Origin of the sequence: Microvirga arabica (assembly GCF_016811235.1) — a bacterium.
In the GTDB taxonomy this organism is placed as follows: Bacteria; Pseudomonadota; Alphaproteobacteria; order Rhizobiales; family Beijerinckiaceae; genus Microvirga; species Microvirga arabica.
The window spans coordinates 1-16,000 of sequence record NZ_JAFBID010000017.1 but is presented as its reverse complement, the minus strand read 5'-3'; the positions used below and the strand labels follow the sequence as shown (position 1 = coordinate 16,000).

The 16,000-nt window shown below is 60.2% G+C and carries 12 protein-coding genes and 2 pseudogenes; 1 reads left to right on the top strand and 13 read right to left on the bottom strand.

Going from position 1 to position 16,000, the window contains the following annotated elements:
• Positions 1-23: 23 nt before the first annotated feature.
• From JQC81_RS11080 to JQC81_RS11040, 9 genes are all read right to left on the bottom strand, one after another.
• Positions 24-1,658: an ABC transporter ATP-binding protein gene (locus JQC81_RS11080; protein WP_203271870.1), complete on the bottom strand. Its 1,635-nt coding sequence runs from the start codon at positions 1,656-1,658 to the stop codon at positions 24-26.
• A gap of 16 nt (positions 1,659-1,674) precedes the next feature.
• On the bottom strand, positions 1,675-2,532 hold the full coding sequence (locus tag JQC81_RS11075) for an ABC transporter permease (RefSeq protein ID WP_203271869.1): 858 nt from the start codon (positions 2,530-2,532) through the stop codon (positions 1,675-1,677).
• Position 2,533: 1 nt separating this feature from the next.
• A complete protein-coding gene (locus tag JQC81_RS11070; protein ID WP_203271868.1) occupies positions 2,534-3,499 on the bottom strand; it encodes an ABC transporter permease in 966 nt (321 codons plus the stop codon).
• A gap of 104 nt (positions 3,500-3,603) precedes the next feature.
• Positions 3,604-5,367: an ABC transporter substrate-binding protein gene (locus tag JQC81_RS11065; RefSeq protein WP_312887503.1), complete on the bottom strand. Its 1,764-nt coding sequence runs from the start codon at positions 5,365-5,367 to the stop codon at positions 3,604-3,606.
• Positions 5,322-6,386: a 2Fe-2S iron-sulfur cluster-binding protein gene (locus JQC81_RS11060; protein WP_512699540.1), complete on the bottom strand. Its 1,065-nt coding sequence runs from the start codon at positions 6,384-6,386 to the stop codon at positions 5,322-5,324. Before JQC81_RS11060 ends, JQC81_RS11065 begins: the two co-directional genes overlap by 46 nt.
• A 165-nt stretch (positions 6,387-6,551) precedes the next feature.
• Entirely contained in the window at positions 6,552-7,589 is a 1,038-nt protein-coding gene (locus tag JQC81_RS11055; RefSeq protein ID WP_203271867.1) for an aromatic ring-hydroxylating dioxygenase subunit alpha, read from the bottom strand.
• Between the two features lie 335 nt (positions 7,590-7,924).
• Positions 7,925-9,148, bottom strand: a complete 1,224-nt coding sequence (locus tag JQC81_RS11050; RefSeq protein WP_246520350.1) for a Glu/Leu/Phe/Val family dehydrogenase — start codon at positions 9,146-9,148, stop codon at positions 7,925-7,927.
• Positions 9,149-9,846: 698 nt separating this feature from the next.
• A complete protein-coding gene (locus JQC81_RS11045) occupies positions 9,847-11,058 on the bottom strand; it encodes a hydantoinase/carbamoylase family amidase (protein ID WP_376772391.1) in 1,212 nt (403 codons plus the stop codon).
• 333 nt (positions 11,059-11,391) lie between these two features.
• The gene (locus JQC81_RS11040) at positions 11,392-11,544 is read right to left on the bottom strand and encodes a Rieske (2Fe-2S) protein (RefSeq protein WP_203271865.1); all 153 of its coding nucleotides are present in this window, start codon (positions 11,542-11,544) and stop codon (positions 11,392-11,394) included.
• 153 nt (positions 11,545-11,697) lie between these two features.
• Between JQC81_RS11040 and JQC81_RS11035 the strand changes: the two genes are divergently transcribed.
• A complete protein-coding gene (locus JQC81_RS11035) occupies positions 11,698-12,642 on the top strand; it encodes a LysR substrate-binding domain-containing protein (protein WP_312887502.1) in 945 nt (314 codons plus the stop codon).
• 87 nt (positions 12,643-12,729) lie between these two features.
• On the opposite strand, the pseudogene JQC81_RS34615 reads toward JQC81_RS11035, so the two are convergent.
• From JQC81_RS34615 to JQC81_RS11015, 4 genes and pseudogenes are all read right to left on the bottom strand, one after another.
• A pseudogene (locus JQC81_RS34615) lies at positions 12,730-13,316 on the bottom strand (IS6 family transposase).
• 72 nt (positions 13,317-13,388) lie between these two features.
• Positions 13,389-14,048 (bottom strand): 2-hydroxychromene-2-carboxylate isomerase, encoded by a 660-nt coding sequence (locus JQC81_RS11025; protein WP_203271863.1) that lies wholly within the window; start codon positions 14,046-14,048, stop codon positions 13,389-13,391.
• 38 nt (positions 14,049-14,086) lie between these two features.
• A pseudogene (locus JQC81_RS11020) lies at positions 14,087-15,601 on the bottom strand (electron transfer flavoprotein-ubiquinone oxidoreductase); the annotation flags it as partial.
• Positions 15,602-15,619: 18 nt separating this feature from the next.
• A partial coding sequence (locus JQC81_RS11015; protein WP_203271862.1) for an electron transfer flavoprotein subunit alpha/FixB family protein occupies positions 15,620-16,000 on the bottom strand: 381 nt, incomplete at its 5' end.

Sequence of the window (16,000 nt, the reverse complement as noted above, 5' to 3'; positions counted from 1 at the left end):
TGTTTGGTTATGAGAATGCCTTGTCATGATGCGACACTGGAGACTGCGGGCTGACGCGCGGCCAGAAGTCGGTTCAGCCAATCCGGATCGACGTCCGGAACCGACGATAGCAGGAGCTTCGTATAGGCAGGATGAGGCGGGGTGAGGACCTCAGCCTTCGTGCCTTGCTGAACGACCCTTCCCTTGTGCATCACGACAACCCGGTCCGCGATGGCTTTGACGGTCGCAATGTCATGAGTGATGAAAAGGTAAGAGAGCGACAGCTCACCCTGCAGTCTCAGCAGGAGCTTCAGGATTTCCTCTTGGACGAGTTGATCGAGCGCAGAGGTCACCTCGTCGCAGATGATCAACTCCGGATTCGCTGCGAGCGCGCGGGCAATGCAAACACGCTGCTTCTGCCCGCCGGAAAGCGCAGAAGGCAAGCGATCGAGGTACTTCGAGCTCAGTTCGATCATGTCGAGCAGTTGGACGATGCGCTGCTCGCGCCTTTGTCCGCTCAGCCCGAAATAGAACTCAAGAGGCCGGCCGATGACCTCGCGGACGGTATGGCGGGGATTGAGTGAGGCGTCCGGGCTCTGATGGATCATCTGCAGGCGGCGCAGCTGCTCCTTGCTCCGGTCCTTGACAGCACGCGGGAGCTGTTCGCCGAAGAACGTAATCTCGCCCGAGGCGGGCTTGAGGAGACCGGTGATGACCCGGGCAAGTGTCGACTTTCCGGAGCCGGACTCCCCAACGACGGCGACCGTTCGGCCGCGTTCGACCTCCACCGTGACGTCCTCGAGGACAGGAACCGTGCCGTAATGAGCCAGGAGCCCCCTCACCTTCAGAAGCTCGTCGCCTCTCGGCTCGGGATCCTTCGCGAGCTTCCTCACGGCCCACAGGGACCGGGTATACTCATGCTGCGGATGCGCCAGCATCACCCGCGTGGGAGCCTCTTCGATCAGGCGGCCGTGCCGCAGCACCATGATCCTGTGGGCGAGCTGGGCGACGACGGCAAGATCATGGGTAATATAGATCGCTGCGGTCTGGAACTCCTCCACGATCCTGCGGATCGCGGCCAAGACCTCCACCTGTGTCGTGACGTCGAGGGCCGTCGTCGGTTCATCGAAAATAATGATGTCGGGGCGGCATGCCATTGCCATGGCGGTCATGACCCGCTGGAGCTGGCCGCCTGACACCTCGTGAGGATACCGGAAGCCGATTGTTTCGGGATTCGGGAGGGCCAGGCGGTGGAACAGGTCCTGGGCGTCCCGGACGGCCTCGTCCCGGGAGCGCCCTCCCCGGGTCACGGCGACCTCGATAACCTGATCCATGAGCCGCCGTGCGGGATTGAAGGACGCAGCCGCGCTTTGCGCGACGTACGCTATCTTTAAGCCTCTCAGCCTACGCCGTTCCGCGGCGGGCATGCGCAGGAGGTCTTGCCCTTTGAAGAGGACCGTTCCACCGGTGACACGGCAGCCGGAACGGGCGTAACCCATGGCGGCTAAGCCAACCGTCGACTTGCCGGCGCCCGACTCGCCGATAAGCCCGAGGACTTCGCCCCGTTGTAGCGTCAGGTCGAGCCCATGCACGATCTTATGCCAGGAGCCGCCGCTGAAGCCTTCCATCTCGAGTCCACGGATATCGAGAATGACTTCGCGATTCACGGCTGGGTGCATCGAAATGACTCGTTGTTCAATTGTCATTGCGCACTCCACTCGTCGACGCCACGGCCCAATCCACGATCATGTTGACGGCGACTGTCAGCAGCGCGATGGCGGACGCTGGAAACAGCGGCATGAGGATGCCGAACGAGATCGCGGCCGCATTCTCCCGCACCATGGATCCCCAATCCGCCGTGGGCGGCTGAATCCCCAATCCGACGAAGCTCAGCGTCGCAATGAAGAGGAACACGAAGCAGAACCGCAGGCCGAATTCCGCCGCCAGTGGAGAAACAGCGTTTGGCAGCAACTCCCGGCGCATGATCCAGCCGATGCTCTCGCCGCGAAGTCTGGCGACCTCGACGAAGTCCTGAGCCTCGAGATCCATGGCGACGGCCCGAGTGATCCGAAAGACACGCGTGGCGTCAAGAAGGGCGATGACCCCGATGAGGACCGGGATCGACGATCCAAGGATCGCCAGAACCATCAAGGCGAAGATCAGCGTCGGGAAGCCCATCATCACGTCGACGATCCGACTGAGTACCTGATCGACGGTGCCGCGCATCGTTGCCGCGAGAAGGCCACAGGTGATGCCGATCGAAAACGAGATCGTTGTCGTCAGAAGGGCAATCAGGATTGAGTTCCGCGCTCCGAAGATCAACCGGGACAGCACATCGCGCCCCAGGTGGTCGGTTCCGAGCAAAGTGGTCGGAGCCAGATCGCCTTCTGGTGCTCCCACGAGACCCGGCGCCCAGGGGTCGCCCACGACCTGTCCCTCCGCATAAGGAGCGATCCATGGTGCGAACAGGACGCATATCACGTTGATCGCTAGTATGCCGATGCCGATCTTGGCCGACAGTGGCGCACGATTGAGCTTGCCAAGAATGTTCATCTCACACCTGCTGTCGGGGCCGTTTCAGCCTGGGGTTGGACAGAACCGACAGAACGTCGGCGAGCAGATTCAGAAGGACATAGGTCGCCGCAAAGATGATGCAGCAGGCCTGGACAACCGGGATGTCCCGCTTGGAGACCGAGTCGACCAGAAGCTGTCCCAGTCCCGGATAGACAAACACCACCTCGACGACGACCACCCCGACAACGAGATAGGCCAGGTTCAGGATGACCACGTTGATGATAGGCGACAGCGCATTCGGCAGGGCATGCCGAATAACGATGGAAACCGGTGAAATGCCTTTCAGTTGGGCCATCTCGATATACGGCGCAGCCATGACGCCGACGATAGCCGCCCGGGTCATGCGCAGCACGTAGGCAACCACGGCCAGGGCCAAGGTCAAGGCCGGCAAGGTCAGGACCACGAGCCTCTGCAGCCAGCTCTCCCCGGTCCCGACCAATGCGACAGCCGGCAGCCATCCGAGCTTGACCGAGAAGATGGCCACGAGCATGTAGGCGGTAAAGAACTCCGGGAAGGAAATGCCGGCCAGCGATGCCGTCGACGCCACGCGATCGAAGGCACGGCCGCGATACACCGTGGAAAGGATGCCGAGTCCGACCCCAAGCGGCATCGCGATGGCCGCAGCGGCAAGGGCGAGCACGACTGTGTTGCCCAGTCGGTCGGCAACCAGCTCTGCCACGGAGCGGCCAGTCGCCAGAGAGCGCCCGAGGTCACCGTGGAGCAGGTCTAGCACCCATGCCATATAGCGCACTGCAGCGGGACGGTCCAAGCCGAGTTCGTGACGCAGCGCGGCTACGGCCTCCGGCGTCGCACCCTGCCCAAGGACGGCCTCAGCGAGGTCGCCGGGCAAAAGCTCTACAGAAAAGAACACGATCAGCGAAATAGCCAGCAGCGTCGCCAGCCCGAGGGCCAGTCGCTTGGCTGAAATAGACAGTACTACGTGCATCTACGCCACCCCTTCGGAGCAGGTGTCATCCACCTCGACTGCGTTCCGAGAAATCGCGCCACCGCAGGCATCAGCCGACGCGGTGGCGCGAAAGACCCGGCGGGTCAGGCGAACCACCAGCGCTCGGCGGCCCGGCTGCCATCAAGCATGTATTCACCCGACAACTCGCCGTGTGTTACCTTGTTGCTGACAGCGTCAATAAAGTCGGAGAAGGCGAAGATGTTCGATCCTCCATCGTCGTGCACGATCCTCTGGAGCTCCCCATAAAGCGCACGACGCTTTTCAGTGTCGAACTCGCGGCGGGCATCCGCGACGAGGCGGTTGACGCGATCATCGTTCAGCCTGGTCTCGTTCCAGCCTGCCTTGATCCCGTCTGCCGAATAGACGAGGCTGAATATGACATCCTCGTTGACGCGCCCGCTCCACCGGGTCGCGCAGAATGGCTTCTTCGACCAGACGGAGCTCCAGTATCCGTCCTCGGGCTCCTTGACCACATCGATCGTGATGCCCGCCTTGGCCGCATGGGCCTTGTAAAGCACGGCAGCGTCCGTCGCGCCCGTGAATGGGGTATCGGAGACGTGCAGCTGAACTCTCAGATCCGAAGCGCCAGCCTTCTTCAGGTGGAACTTCGCCTTGTCCGGGTCGTACGCGCGCTGCGGGATGTCCGCGCTATACATTTGATAAGCCGGAGACAGCGGATGATCGTTGCCGACTGAGCCGAAGCCGCTGAGAACGCGCTTGACGATATCCTCCCGGTCAATGGCGAGTTTCATCGCTAGTCGAACGTCGTTGCTCGTGAAGGGTGCCTGATTCACCATCATCGGGAATGCGAAATGAGCCTTGCTCTTGACCCGGTTGATCCGGATCGCGTTGCCACGCTGGAGCAAGGAAACTGTTTTCGCATCGACCGAGTTATACGCGTCAATCTGGCCTGTCAGAAGCGCGTTGGCGCGGGCAGTGGCGTCCTTCATGCAGATCATCTCGACCGTATCGAAATGTGCGCGACCTGCCTTCCAGTAATTTGGATTGCGTCTCACGACCGACCTCACGCCTGGCTGGAAGTGCTCAAGAATGTAGCCGCCGGTACCAATGCCTTTGTCGAAGTCCGTCTCACCATTCGGCACAATGTAGAGCCCAACGGCGCTCGTGATCGCCGGAAACCCGACGTTCGCGTCCTTCAGTTCGAAGACCACAACCTCGGGGCCGTCCGCCTTCATTGACTCGACCTGCGCCAGGAGCGGTCGGGCCTGCGACTTGGATCCCTCCTTCAGGTGCAGGTTGAACGAGTAGATGACATCATCCGCGGTAAAGGGCTTTCCGTTGTGAAACGTCACCCCTTTCCGAAGCCTAAACGTCCAGGTCTTTGCGTCCTTCGAGCCTTCCCAGCTCTCCGCAAGCTCCGGGATTAGGACGCCCCCAGGCCCGACTTCGATGAGGTTGTTCCGAAGCTGCCAATGCAGGTTCTGCTGGAACTGTGAGTCCATCAGGGTTGGATCGAGCGTCTCCGACGTCGAGAAGTCCGCCATGCCGATGCGCAGGGTGCCGCCTTTACGAGGGGTTTGGGCGCTGGCACGTAATGGTAATGAGCTTGCCAGTCCCAGGGCGCTCGCCCCCAGGAGCAATCCACGCCTGTTGATTCCGCAGTGATCTTGCATTCTCTTTCCTCCCATTTGAATAGACATTTGCAGTCTGACGCAGTTCTTTTTAGGCGAACTGTCTGTTGTTCGTTGAGTATTCCGACGGCAGCGGTCGGCGTTAGATCCTCCGATTGTAGGAAACCGAGACTTCGATAACGGGCCTTTCAGGCGGCCAGTAAACTCCGTCAAGGGAAAGCGATCTCGACGGACGTTCTCGGTCTGGAGCAGCACAGGAGAAGCTCCCCGGGCGCGGGGGGGGTTAAGGGTTCCTCGAAGTACTCCACCTCCCCGCTTATGAGGCGGCTCGTGCACGTACTACAGACGCCCGCACGGCAGCTGAAAGGCGGCTCAAGCCCCATGGATTCCGCGAGTTCTAGGAGTGAGCGTGCGTCATGCGGCCATGTTGTGGGCGCGGCAGCACCGTTGAAGCTTACGGTCACTCCCGCACTTTGGCCGCGTTCGACGGACTCAGGCTTCGGAAGAGGCGGAGCCTCCTGGACGATGGTCTTGGCTGGGGCGGCACGATCATCGTCGGTGACGAGAACCGTGGCTGGCCCAAAGAACTCGTAGTGAATGCGGTGCTTTGGAATTCCGAGGCCTCGCAGCACTGAGTAGTTTGCCTGCATAAAACCGGTGGGGCCGCACATGTAGACGTCATAGTCGTCCAGCGGAAGGAGGGCCTGTAACGTGTCCCTTGTGATCAGGCCCTTGCTGTCGTAGGCGCGGACGTCCTCATCCGCGTCGGTTGGCACCCGATAGCAGAAGTGAGTTGTGATCCCCGGGCGTCTCGATGCCAGGGTGAGCACCTCATCCCTAAGAGCGTGAACCTTGCCGTTCTCGCACGCGTGAACGAAGAACACGCGCCTCTCGGTGCCGTGCGCAAGCTCGTGCAGCATGCTGACCAGCGGCGTCAGACCGACGCCACCGCTCAACAGGAGCACCGGTCTGGGGCTCGTGCGATCCAGGATGAATTCACCACGTGGTCCATGGAGCGATAGGATGGTTCCGACTTCTGCTTTGTGGAGATAGCTTGATCCTGCACCCTCCGGTACGTTCGGCAGGTGCGGCGGCGGCATCTCACGTTTCACGCTGATCCGGAGGCTTTGCGTGAGCCTGGAACTGCTGGAGATGCTGTAATGGCGAAGCAGGGACCCCGAGCCGCTTGGGTCGGGTAAGCGCAAAATGACGAACTGCCCGGGGGTAAAGGGCGTGACCTCCGATCCGCACACAGGCATGAGTTCAAGCGACATGATCGTTTCGCTTTCGCGATGCTTGCCAACGATTTTGTAGTTGGAGAAGGACTTCTCTGCCGAGTCAGGAATCATCAGGTCAGCCAGGTGTGGAGGAACGATCAGGTGCCGAGCGACCACGGAAGGCGCGGATGCACCCGCCGTGGTCAGAATGCTTGTGGATCTCTACTCAGCGGCCATTGGTTGTACCGCCTCGGCGCTGATTAGCTGATCGAGGCGCTTGCGGAAGCGCAGCGGCCCTACGTCGATTTTGAGGTCAAGGTTAGGAGTGCGTTTATTCGCCATGCCTTCGTGGACAGCTGTCAGGACGGCACGATCCTCTTCGAAGGCGCCACGCACGGACTTGGCGAACTCCCGCGAGGTTTCCTCATTGCCGGCATCGAAGTTGCGCATCTGGAACCAGAAGTAACGCGTCCGGTTCTCGTCGACGGGGGTCATGAAGTTGTACGAGTCCATCAGGAACACGTCCTCATGGAGCGGCCCATTCGGGCCACCCGTGCCAGCGGGTGTGAAGATCGCCCTGATGATGGCGTTGCTCGGGTATCTGACTTCGTAGTGTTGCTTGCGGTCGCAGTTCCCTTTGAACTTCACAAACTTGGCGTAGAAGGGAGCAACCTCCACGTCCGTCATCCAGCGGGAGACGATCACGCCGTCGTTGGTCACTTCCGTCTGAAGCGGTGTTTCCTCGCAGGCGGAGCTTCCGAACGATGACTGATGGACCCAGGCGACGTGAGACGGATCCAGGAGATTATCGGTCATGTAGAGATAGTTGCAGTTTATGACCATGGACTCACCACGGTTTACGCCCCAAGCAAGGTCGCCCCAATGCTCAACCTGGAAGATCGTCGTCGGATCTGCGAGCTCCGGCTGGCCCATCCAGACCCAGAGCAGCCCGTAGCGCTCGACGATCGGGTAGCTGCTGACCTGGGCGACGTGAGGGACACGCTCCGCGCCCGGTACGCGCGTGCAGGTGCCGGTGCAATCGAAGGTGAGCCCGTGATACCCGCACTCGACCTGGTCACCTTTCAAGCGCCCCATCGAGAGCGGAAGCTTCCGGTGAGGACAAGCATCCTCAAGCGCGACCGGCTCTCCATTCTCCTTGCGGTAGAGAACGATCTTCTCGCCGAGCATCTCGACCTGCTGCAACGAGCGGGTTACCTCATGGTCCCATGCGGCAACGTACCAAGAATTCCTAAGAAACATCGCGAGGTCATCCCTTTGTGCTGAACCCTTGCTGCACCGCAGAGGATGGACATGAGAGGACCGACTAGCAATTAGGCGCCCGCTGCGATTGTTTTTAGAAAAACTAAATACTCAAGGGATCGCCGTAAGGAAGGCGAGAGCTGCGGGTGCTCCCTCGGGAGCATGCGACGATATAGTCACTCTCCTAGGACGTGGCTTGACGAGCCGGATCGCAACCGCCTTGCCGCAGTGCCTGCCCGCTCCTTGGTCGCAACTCCCGTGCGAGCATTAAAATTGCTTGCCTAATTAGCGCTGCAAAGCCAACCGTAGCTCGCCGGCCCTCCGTGCAATGCAGTTCACGGATAAAGGCCGCGTAGCTCTCGCGCCTCCAGCACCCGCCGACAGGCCAACACATATGCCGCCCGGCGCAAGTCAATCCGCTTCTCGAGATGTGTGTCCCAGGTCGCCTCAAAGGCCGCTTCGAGAAGTCTCCTCAGTCGCACACTGACCTCATGCTCGTCCCAGAATAGCGCGCTGATATCTTGGACCCATTCGAAGTACGATACGATGACGCCGCCAGCATTGGCCAGCACATCCGGGACAACGACGATATTGCGCTCGCGCAAAACGTCATCACCGGCCGGAGTCGTCGGGCCGTTGGCGCCCTCGACAATGATCCGCGTCCGAAGCCGCCGCGCCACCACATCGTCGATCTGGTTCTCAAGGGCCGCCGGTACGAGAATGTCCGATTCGATGTCCCAGAAGTCAGCTCTTCCCAGAACGCCAGGACCTCGGAAATCGGTGAGGCTCAAACCTGCTTTCAGATGCTGCGTGAGAGCAAATGGATTTATTCCTTTCTCACAGTACAATGTGCCACCCACATCCTGCACGGCCACAATCCGGGCTCCTGCAGAGTGGAGAAAGCGAGCAGCGGATCCACCGACGTTGCCAAACCCTTGCACCGCAACGCGGGCACCAGCTATGTCCATTCCGAGTTTCTGGGCAGTCCGGCTCGCCACAATGAAGACGCCTTGTCCTGTCGCATCGGCTCGGCCCAGGGAGCCGCCGAGATTGACCGGCTTTCCTGTTACGACGCCGGTGGTAAGAGACCCTACAGTCATCGAGTAGGTGTCCATGATCCAAGCCATAATCTGCGGGTTGGTATTCACATCAGGCGCGGGGATGTCACGGTCAGGACCGAGGATCAAGCTGATTTCCGCAGTGTAGCGACGCGTTAAGCGCTCAAGCTCTGACATTGACAGTTGGCTTGGATCTACGCGAACAGCTCCTTTGCCTCCACCGAACGGAACATTCACGAGGGCCGTCTTGATTGTCATCCACGCGCTGAGCGCCATCACTTCCGCCATTGTCGCCTCGGGATGAAAGCGTATGCCACCCTTTGCCGGGCCCCGGCTCGTATTATGGTGGACCCTGAAGCCCTCAAAATGCATGATCTGGCCGTTATCCATGTGGATCGGTACATCAACCGTCAGAATCCGCCTTGGCCGGCGAAGCGTTTCGGCCCAGCGGGCTAGTGGGCCAAGGTGGGGCTCAACTCGGGTGACCTGCTCCAAGAACATGTCCCAAGCCGCTGTATCTTGACTGGAGACGTATGACGGGTGAGCTGGGACTCGAGCATAGGACATGCCTGTGGACATGGTTTGAGCGCCTTTCGGAAACTGAAGTCAGTGTTGGTCCGCGTTCCGCATGATCGAGCACATGCAGGGCTGATCGCTGCCGCTGAACGAAAAGGTGAAGAGATGGTCTCGGAGACATACAACCGTCCCGGACGCGGAGCCGAGAGCATGCGTCGTGTCCGGGCTACAGTCCCGGTTTGATGAACGGGAACTCCCGCCGATGATGCAACCAGTGTCCAAACATGGTGCGGTAAGGCTAGTTTTTTGCCACCCAAAGTCAAGCCGATGCACAGGTCTACTCCTGCTCGCATGTTCCAAAGCTCAGGCGCGCTCGGATCATTTACGATGCCGCACGCCTTCACGACCAGCGATGAGAGAGTTCAATACAAGTCGCGACGCGGCGAGCTGATTAGCCGCTTGACCTTGTTGCGCTCGCGATAAGCATCGCGATCAAAGAACGATTGCAACCTCGTTCCTGACAGCAGCGGCCTACAACTACAAGGTAATCGCCAGGCGGAATGGGAGATGGTCGACTGGGTCGAGGAGGCCTACCAGCCCTTTTGTCGCCACTTGGAAACAGCGATCATCGAAAGGGAGCCCGAATGCCGCCAATGAGGTGCGGCAATTGCCGACCCCAAGGCCTATTGTGCGGATACCTGTTGGAGTATGACTTCCGCCGCATCGGCAAGAACTTGGCACCCCAATACAATGTCAGCATCGAGCGTATTCTCAGTCCAATGATGGCTGATTCCGCCAATGCTCGGCACGAATAGCATCCCTGCCCTGACCCTCTGGGCGATAATTTGGGCGTCATGGCCGGCCCCGCTCGGCATTCGGACATGGCTATGGGGCGCGTGACGCTCTGCCGCCGCTTCAATCGCCGCTTGGAACGCGCTGTCCATCATGGATGGTGTAGACTTTGCGAGGACTTCAAGCTCAACCTCGCACAACCCGGAGCGGTTCGCCGCCTCAACGAGCTCCTTTAGCCTAGCCTCTATTGCGCTCAGGCGTTCTGGGTCATCATCACGAAACTGAAAAAGCATCTCGGCACCACCTGGCACAATGCTCGGGGCACCTGGGTCAAGCACAATTCGGCCAGTCGTCCAAACTGAACGCGGGCCAGCAACAGCGGGGAACTCACGCTTGATGGCAGAGCAGAGATCAACGAGCGCCACACCGGCATCCTTACGGATCGCCATACGAGTTGTACCCGCATGGTTCTGTACACCTTTGAAAGTGATGCGATATTGCCAGATTGCGACGATGCTGGTGACAACACCGATGCGAAGACCAGATGCTTCCAGCGAGTCGCCCTGTTCTATATGTGCCTCAAGGTAGCCAATATAGCGTCTCGGATCGATCTCCGCTCGCGGGCAACCGATGAGACCTGCCTGTCGGATTGCCTCGCGCAGCGGCTGCCCGGTTGTGCTGTCCGCCGCGGCATCGATCTCAGCATCCGTGACATCACCAATAAAGGAGCGGCTCCCGAGAAACGGGGTAAAATGGCTTTCCTCATCCGACCAGGCAACAGGCTCGATAACGTGCCCCCCGCAATCCGGGCTCTCACGAAACGCGCGGGCGATCTCAAGGCCATAGATCACGCCAAGAGCTCCGTCGAGCCATCCGGCATAGTTCTGAGACTCAGAGTGAGAACCGATCAGCAGCTTCGGCCCGGGTGCACTGCTACGTCCAAACACATTGCCGACCCCGTCGATCATCGGATCGAGGCCTATGGATGCGAACTGGTCAGCAAGCCACCGACGGCTTTCTAGATCAGGTTGCGAAAACGTGGGCCGATGCACGCCCGTTTTGTATCCATCAAACTCGGCGAGCCGGCGCAGATCTCGCAGCATGCGATCTCCGTTGATCCTAGGCATGCAAACTCCTTGTGACGTGTCGCTGCAATAAAGATACGAGCAAGATTATCCGCCCTCTGTAAAGAAGAACGGACCATATAGACAGTGGAAGGTTCAGAAAGCGACCCTGTCTGGCGTGAAGTAATGTTCTTCTCTATTCTGCGCCTGCCCAGAGCAATCCTTAGCGCTCGACGGTCCAGCGGCTGCAGACCTGTGCAACGTACGGAATGCGTTCGGCGCCGGGCGCGCTGGTGCAAGTGTAGCCCAAGGTCAAGCGGTGATAGCCGCAATCAGCCTGATCGCCCTCATCCGGGCCATGGACAATGGAAGCTACAATTGACGGCGGGCATCTTCAAGCGCGGCCGGCTTTCCATTCTCCTTGCGGTAGAGAACGATCTTCACGCCGAGCATCTCGACCCGCTGCAACGAGCGGGCTACCTCATGGTCCCATGCGGCAACGTACCAAGAATTCCTAAGAAACATCGCGGCGTCATCCCTTTGTGCTGAACCCTTGCTATGTCGCAGAGAATGAACGTGAGGAGACCCGCCAGCAATCGGGCGCCTGCTGTGATTGTTTTTAGAAAAATTAAACATTAACCTGAAGGAAGCCGCGCCAGGCGGAACTAGAATCCGGTGATGCGAATGGTTGAATTGCCCCCTCTTCGTGCCCTCCAGGCTTTCGAGGCTGTCGGCCGTTGCGGGAACATGACCAAGGCTTCCCGTGAGCTGAACGTTTCTCCCGGCGCCATCAGCCAGCAGATCCGCCTTCTTGAAGAAAAGCTTGGTCTGCAGCTTGTCGTCCGGAGCACCACCAGTCTGGCGCTGACCGACGTCGGGAGGCGCTACTATAGAACGATTACGAAGGGGTTTGAGGAGTTCCGCCGGGCCCAGGCCGAGATGGAACGGGCGCGCTGGTCCAGCGGACTGGTTATCAGTGCCCTGCCGTCGCTTGCCAGCAAGTGGTTGGCTACCCTTATTTTTGAGTGGCAACACGAGCACCCTGATCTGAGCGTTCACCTCGAGGGGACCCACCTCGAACCCCGTTTAGAGGAGGATTGTACGGATTTCCGTATCACCTATGGGGATCGGGTGAGGAGTTACGACAGCTCGGTTATGCTGTTCACCGACAGCGTGATTCCCGTCTGTAGCCCGAAACTATTGGAATCCGGCCCACCACTGAGGGCTCCGGCAGATCTCCTGGCCTACCCTCTTTTGAGCATCGATTGGCAGCCTCAGTTCCAGTCCCCGCCGACATGGAAGGATTGGCTGAAGCAATTCGGCGTCGACTGCAACGACCTCCGCCATTCGTTCGTGTTCTCGCTCTCCAGCGTCGCCATCGAGGCGGCCGTCGAGGGGCGAGGCATTACCCTGGGCCAGTGTGCGATGATTGCCGAAGATCTGCGCGCGGGACGTCTCGTCGCGCCATTCTCCCAAAAGCTTCGGCTATCCTCGCCCTACTTCCTTGCTTGGAACGGTCCTGTGTTCAGCAAGAAGGGCGCGCGGGAGTTTCACCGCTGGATTGTCGGCCGCGCGCGGCGTCAGGAACTGCTGAATGAACTTGTCGGGCGCTCGGATCCATGATCCCTCAAATGAGGGAAGTTACGTTAACCTGAGAAGGCGGCAGTCAGCCCTGTCGTGGTTCTTTGATACGTGTGAGCCTGATGCAGCCTACCATTCCGCCATGGCTTGGGGCGGTGAAGGTGCGTGGCGAGGGCAATCCGGTGCGAGCGGGGCGGAACGAGCAAGTTTCTGACGGCTGAAAAGACAGAGGTGAATCGCTGCAGGCCTCCCAGGGACCGAATGCCTGCATCGTCCGCTCCCGCTTCCTCAGTGGCACATGCGAGTTCACGGCCCTGATGTTCAGGTCCTTGTAGGACCGGTCCTGGCGGCACTGGACGAGGGTAGTTTGTCCGTGATGTTGTGTGTGGGCGCCATACCTTGCATCTTCATTAGCCTACCCAGCAGACGCTTAGCCGCATTGGCGTTGCGGTGGCTTTGACTAACTCGTTGAGCACGGACCCATCCTGGTCGGGACGGCCCGCCGCAGCTAATGTTTCTTGCCAGCGATGCTGATGACTGCCCCGTCCAAGTGCCAGAGCATAGTAGACGGTCCAACGATGGATAGTGGCGCGGGTGGCAGAGATGCCCCGCTCGGCCATCATCTCTTCCAAGTTCCGCAGGCTGAGACCATAGGCTAGGTACCACCGCACGCGCAGCAGGATCACTGATAGATCAAAATGGCGACCTTTGAACATCATGCACCTCTGGAGGTTATCGGAGGCGTATGCTGAACTGAGTTACTGAAAAGTTTGCAAAGTTCCGGTCCGTCAGGCCAGGACTCGCTCCCGGAGCCCATTCTGTCGCATCCGCCAGGTGAGCACATTGAGGCGATCCTGACCGAAGAACGGCTCGCCATCGAAGACCATGGTCGGCACGCCCCAGTGTCCGGCCGCCTCCAATGCCTTCTGGTTGGCCTCGATCAGTGCATCAAATCGGGATGGATCGGACGCGATTACTTGCTCCAGCCTGCCTAGATCCAATCCAGCACGTGCGGCCGCAGCGATAAGATGCGGGCCTTCATTCCAGCCATCGGTGGAGCCATCCCATAGAATGCGGGAGACTTGGTCGATAAAGGGCAGTCCGCGCCCCGCCAGCACTGCGGCCATCCCCAGCCGCGTCAGGCGGAAAATGTAGGGCTGATCCGGTGCAATTCGACCGGTCTCCATGTCCTGAATGATCGGATCTGGATTCGGCCGTCGGTAAGGAATGCCCAGAGATTCGGCAATACGTTTGCTGTCTAGGAGGTGATAGCGCAGGTGATTTGGATGCACCTGTGTGAAGAACTCCGGATTCCTGATCGCGAGCGGCCAGACCGGACGCACGTTCACTTCGAGATCGTACGTCGCCGTCATATCCAAAATGCGATCTAAGGCCAAGTAGCAATAGGAGCTTCGAAAAGACCAAAACAGGTCAAACGAGAGGGTCATTTAGGTCACTCCAAGAAGAATTCTGTATCAGGCTACGTATAGACACCGGCAGGGCAGTAGCGCTGCGAGGGACCGCCGAAGACATCGTGCTCGGAGCCCTTCTGCAGGCTCATGTCCTTGACCTTGAGATGGGCCGGCTGGTCCTCCTCGTGGTTGGTGTTGGACAGGAACACCGAGGAGAGCTTGTCGAAGGTGAGCACGCCGTCGGGCTTGTCGTACCGGATCGGCTTCACCTGGGAGACCGGCAGCAGGCACCTGTGGTCGGGCTTGCCGTGGCTCATGGTGCCGAAGGGCGACCAGTTGAAGATCTCGGTCAGCCACATGTCGAGCCCGCCGAGCGCCACGCCTGCCGCCGTGCCGTATCTCGACCAGAGTGGCTTCACGTTGCGCACGCGCTTGAGGTCGTAGCCGATGGGCGAGGAGCGCCAGGACTCTTCGTAAGCGGCGACCTCGTCATGGGCCCGGCCCGCCTGGAGCGCCGCGAACACATGGTCGGCGCAGAGCATGCCCGACAGGATCGCGTTGTGGCTGCCTTTGATGCGCGGCACGTTCACGAAGCCGGCCGAGTCGCCCACGAGGCAGCCGCCCGGGAACGAGAGGCGCGGCACCGACTGCCAGCCGCCTTCGATGATGGCCCGGGCCCCGTAGCCGATGCGCTTTGCGCCCTCGAACACGTCGCGCACCATCGGGTGCGTCTTGAAGCGCTGGAACTCGTCGAAGGGCGACAGGGTCGGGTTCTTGTAGTTGAGATGCACCACGAAGCCGACCGACACCAGGTTGTCGTCGAAATGGTAGAGCCAGGAGCCGCCGCCGGAATTGTTCGGCAGCGGCCAGCCCATGGAATGGCGCACGAGGCCCGGCCGGAAGTGCTCAGGTCTGACCTGCCACAGCTCCTTGATGCCGATGCCGTATTTCTGGTGGTCGCGGCCCTGGTTGAGCCCGAAGCGCTCGACCATCTGCTTCGTCAGGTTGCCGCGGGCGCCCTCGCCGAAGATTGTGTACTTGGCGCGCAGCTCCATGCCGCGGGTGAAGTTGGCGTTGGGCTCGCCGTTGCGGCTGATCCCCATGTCGCCGGTCGCCACACCCACCACCTTGCCGTCCTCGATCAGCACCTCGGCCGCCGGGAAGCCGGGATAGATCTCGACGCCGAGCTCCTCGGCCTTGCGGCCGAGATAGCGGGCGACGTTGCCCAGGGAGCCCACGAAGTTGCCGTGGTTGTTCATAAGCTTGGGCATGAACATGTTGGGCAGCGTCACACCGCCGGCATGGCCCAGATACATGAACTCGTCGGCCGTCACTTCGGTCTTCAGCGGACGGTCGGGATCGGAGCGCCATTCCGGCAGGAGGCCGTCGAGGCCGATCGGGTCGATCACCGCGCCGGAGAGGATATGCGCGCCGACTTCGGAGCCCTTCTCCACCACCACGACGGAAATGTCCGAGCCCGCCTCGGCAGCCTGCTGCTTGAGCCGGATGGCGGTCGCCAAACCTGCCGGACCCGCGCCCACGACGACGACGTCGAACTCCATCGATTCACGAGCCGGCAGATCGGACATCTCGTTGTCCACCCAGCCTTACACCGCTTGCCCGTGACCGGCTTTGGTCAACTCGTCCTTGAGTTCAGGGAGGATGGTGAAGAGATCGCCGACGAGGCCGTAATCGGCCACCTGGAAGATCGGGGCTTCCTCGTCCTTGTTGATCGCCACGATCACCTTGGAGTCCTTCATACCGGCGAGGTGCTGAATGGCGCCTGAAATGCCGACCGCGATGTAGAGGTCGGGCGCCACCACCTTGCCGGTCTGGCCCACCTGCCAGTCGTTGGGAGCATAGCCCGCATCGACCGCGGCGCGCGAGGCGCCCATGGCGGCGCCGAGCTTGTCGGCGATCGGCTCGATGTACTGCTTGAAGGCATCGGCCGAACCCAGCGATCGCCCGCCCGAGATAATGATCTTAGC

Bases quoted from the DNA above. Each gene is read 5' to 3' on its own strand.
- JQC81_RS11080 (WP_203271870.1), bottom strand. From the start codon at position 1,658: ATGCACCCAGCCGTGAATCGCGAAGTCATTCTCGATATCCGTGGACTC.
- JQC81_RS11075 (WP_203271869.1), bottom strand. From the start codon at position 2,532: ATGAACATTCTTGGCAAGCTCAATCGTGCGCCACTGTCGGCCAAGATC.
- JQC81_RS11070 (WP_203271868.1), bottom strand. From the start codon at position 3,499: ATGCACGTAGTACTGTCTATTTCAGCCAAGCGACTGGCCCTCGGGCTG.
- JQC81_RS11060 (WP_512699540.1), bottom strand. From the start codon at position 6,386: ATGTCGCTTGAACTCATGCCTGTGTGCGGATCGGAGGTCACGCCCTTT.
- JQC81_RS11055 (WP_203271867.1), bottom strand. From the start codon at position 7,589: ATGTTTCTTAGGAATTCTTGGTACGTTGCCGCATGGGACCATGAGGTA.
- JQC81_RS11050 (WP_246520350.1), bottom strand. From the start codon at position 9,148: ATGTTCTTGGAGCAGGTCACCCGAGTTGAGCCCCACCTTGGCCCACTA.
- JQC81_RS11045 (WP_376772391.1), bottom strand. From the start codon at position 11,058: ATGCTGCGAGATCTGCGCCGGCTCGCCGAGTTTGATGGATACAAAACG.
- JQC81_RS11040 (WP_203271865.1), bottom strand. From the start codon at position 11,544: ATGTTTCTTAGGAATTCTTGGTACGTTGCCGCATGGGACCATGAGGTA.
- JQC81_RS11035 (WP_312887502.1), top strand. From the start codon at position 11,698: ATGCGAATGGTTGAATTGCCCCCTCTTCGTGCCCTCCAGGCTTTCGAG.
- JQC81_RS11025 (WP_203271863.1), bottom strand. From the start codon at position 14,048: ATGACCCTCTCGTTTGACCTGTTTTGGTCTTTTCGAAGCTCCTATTGC.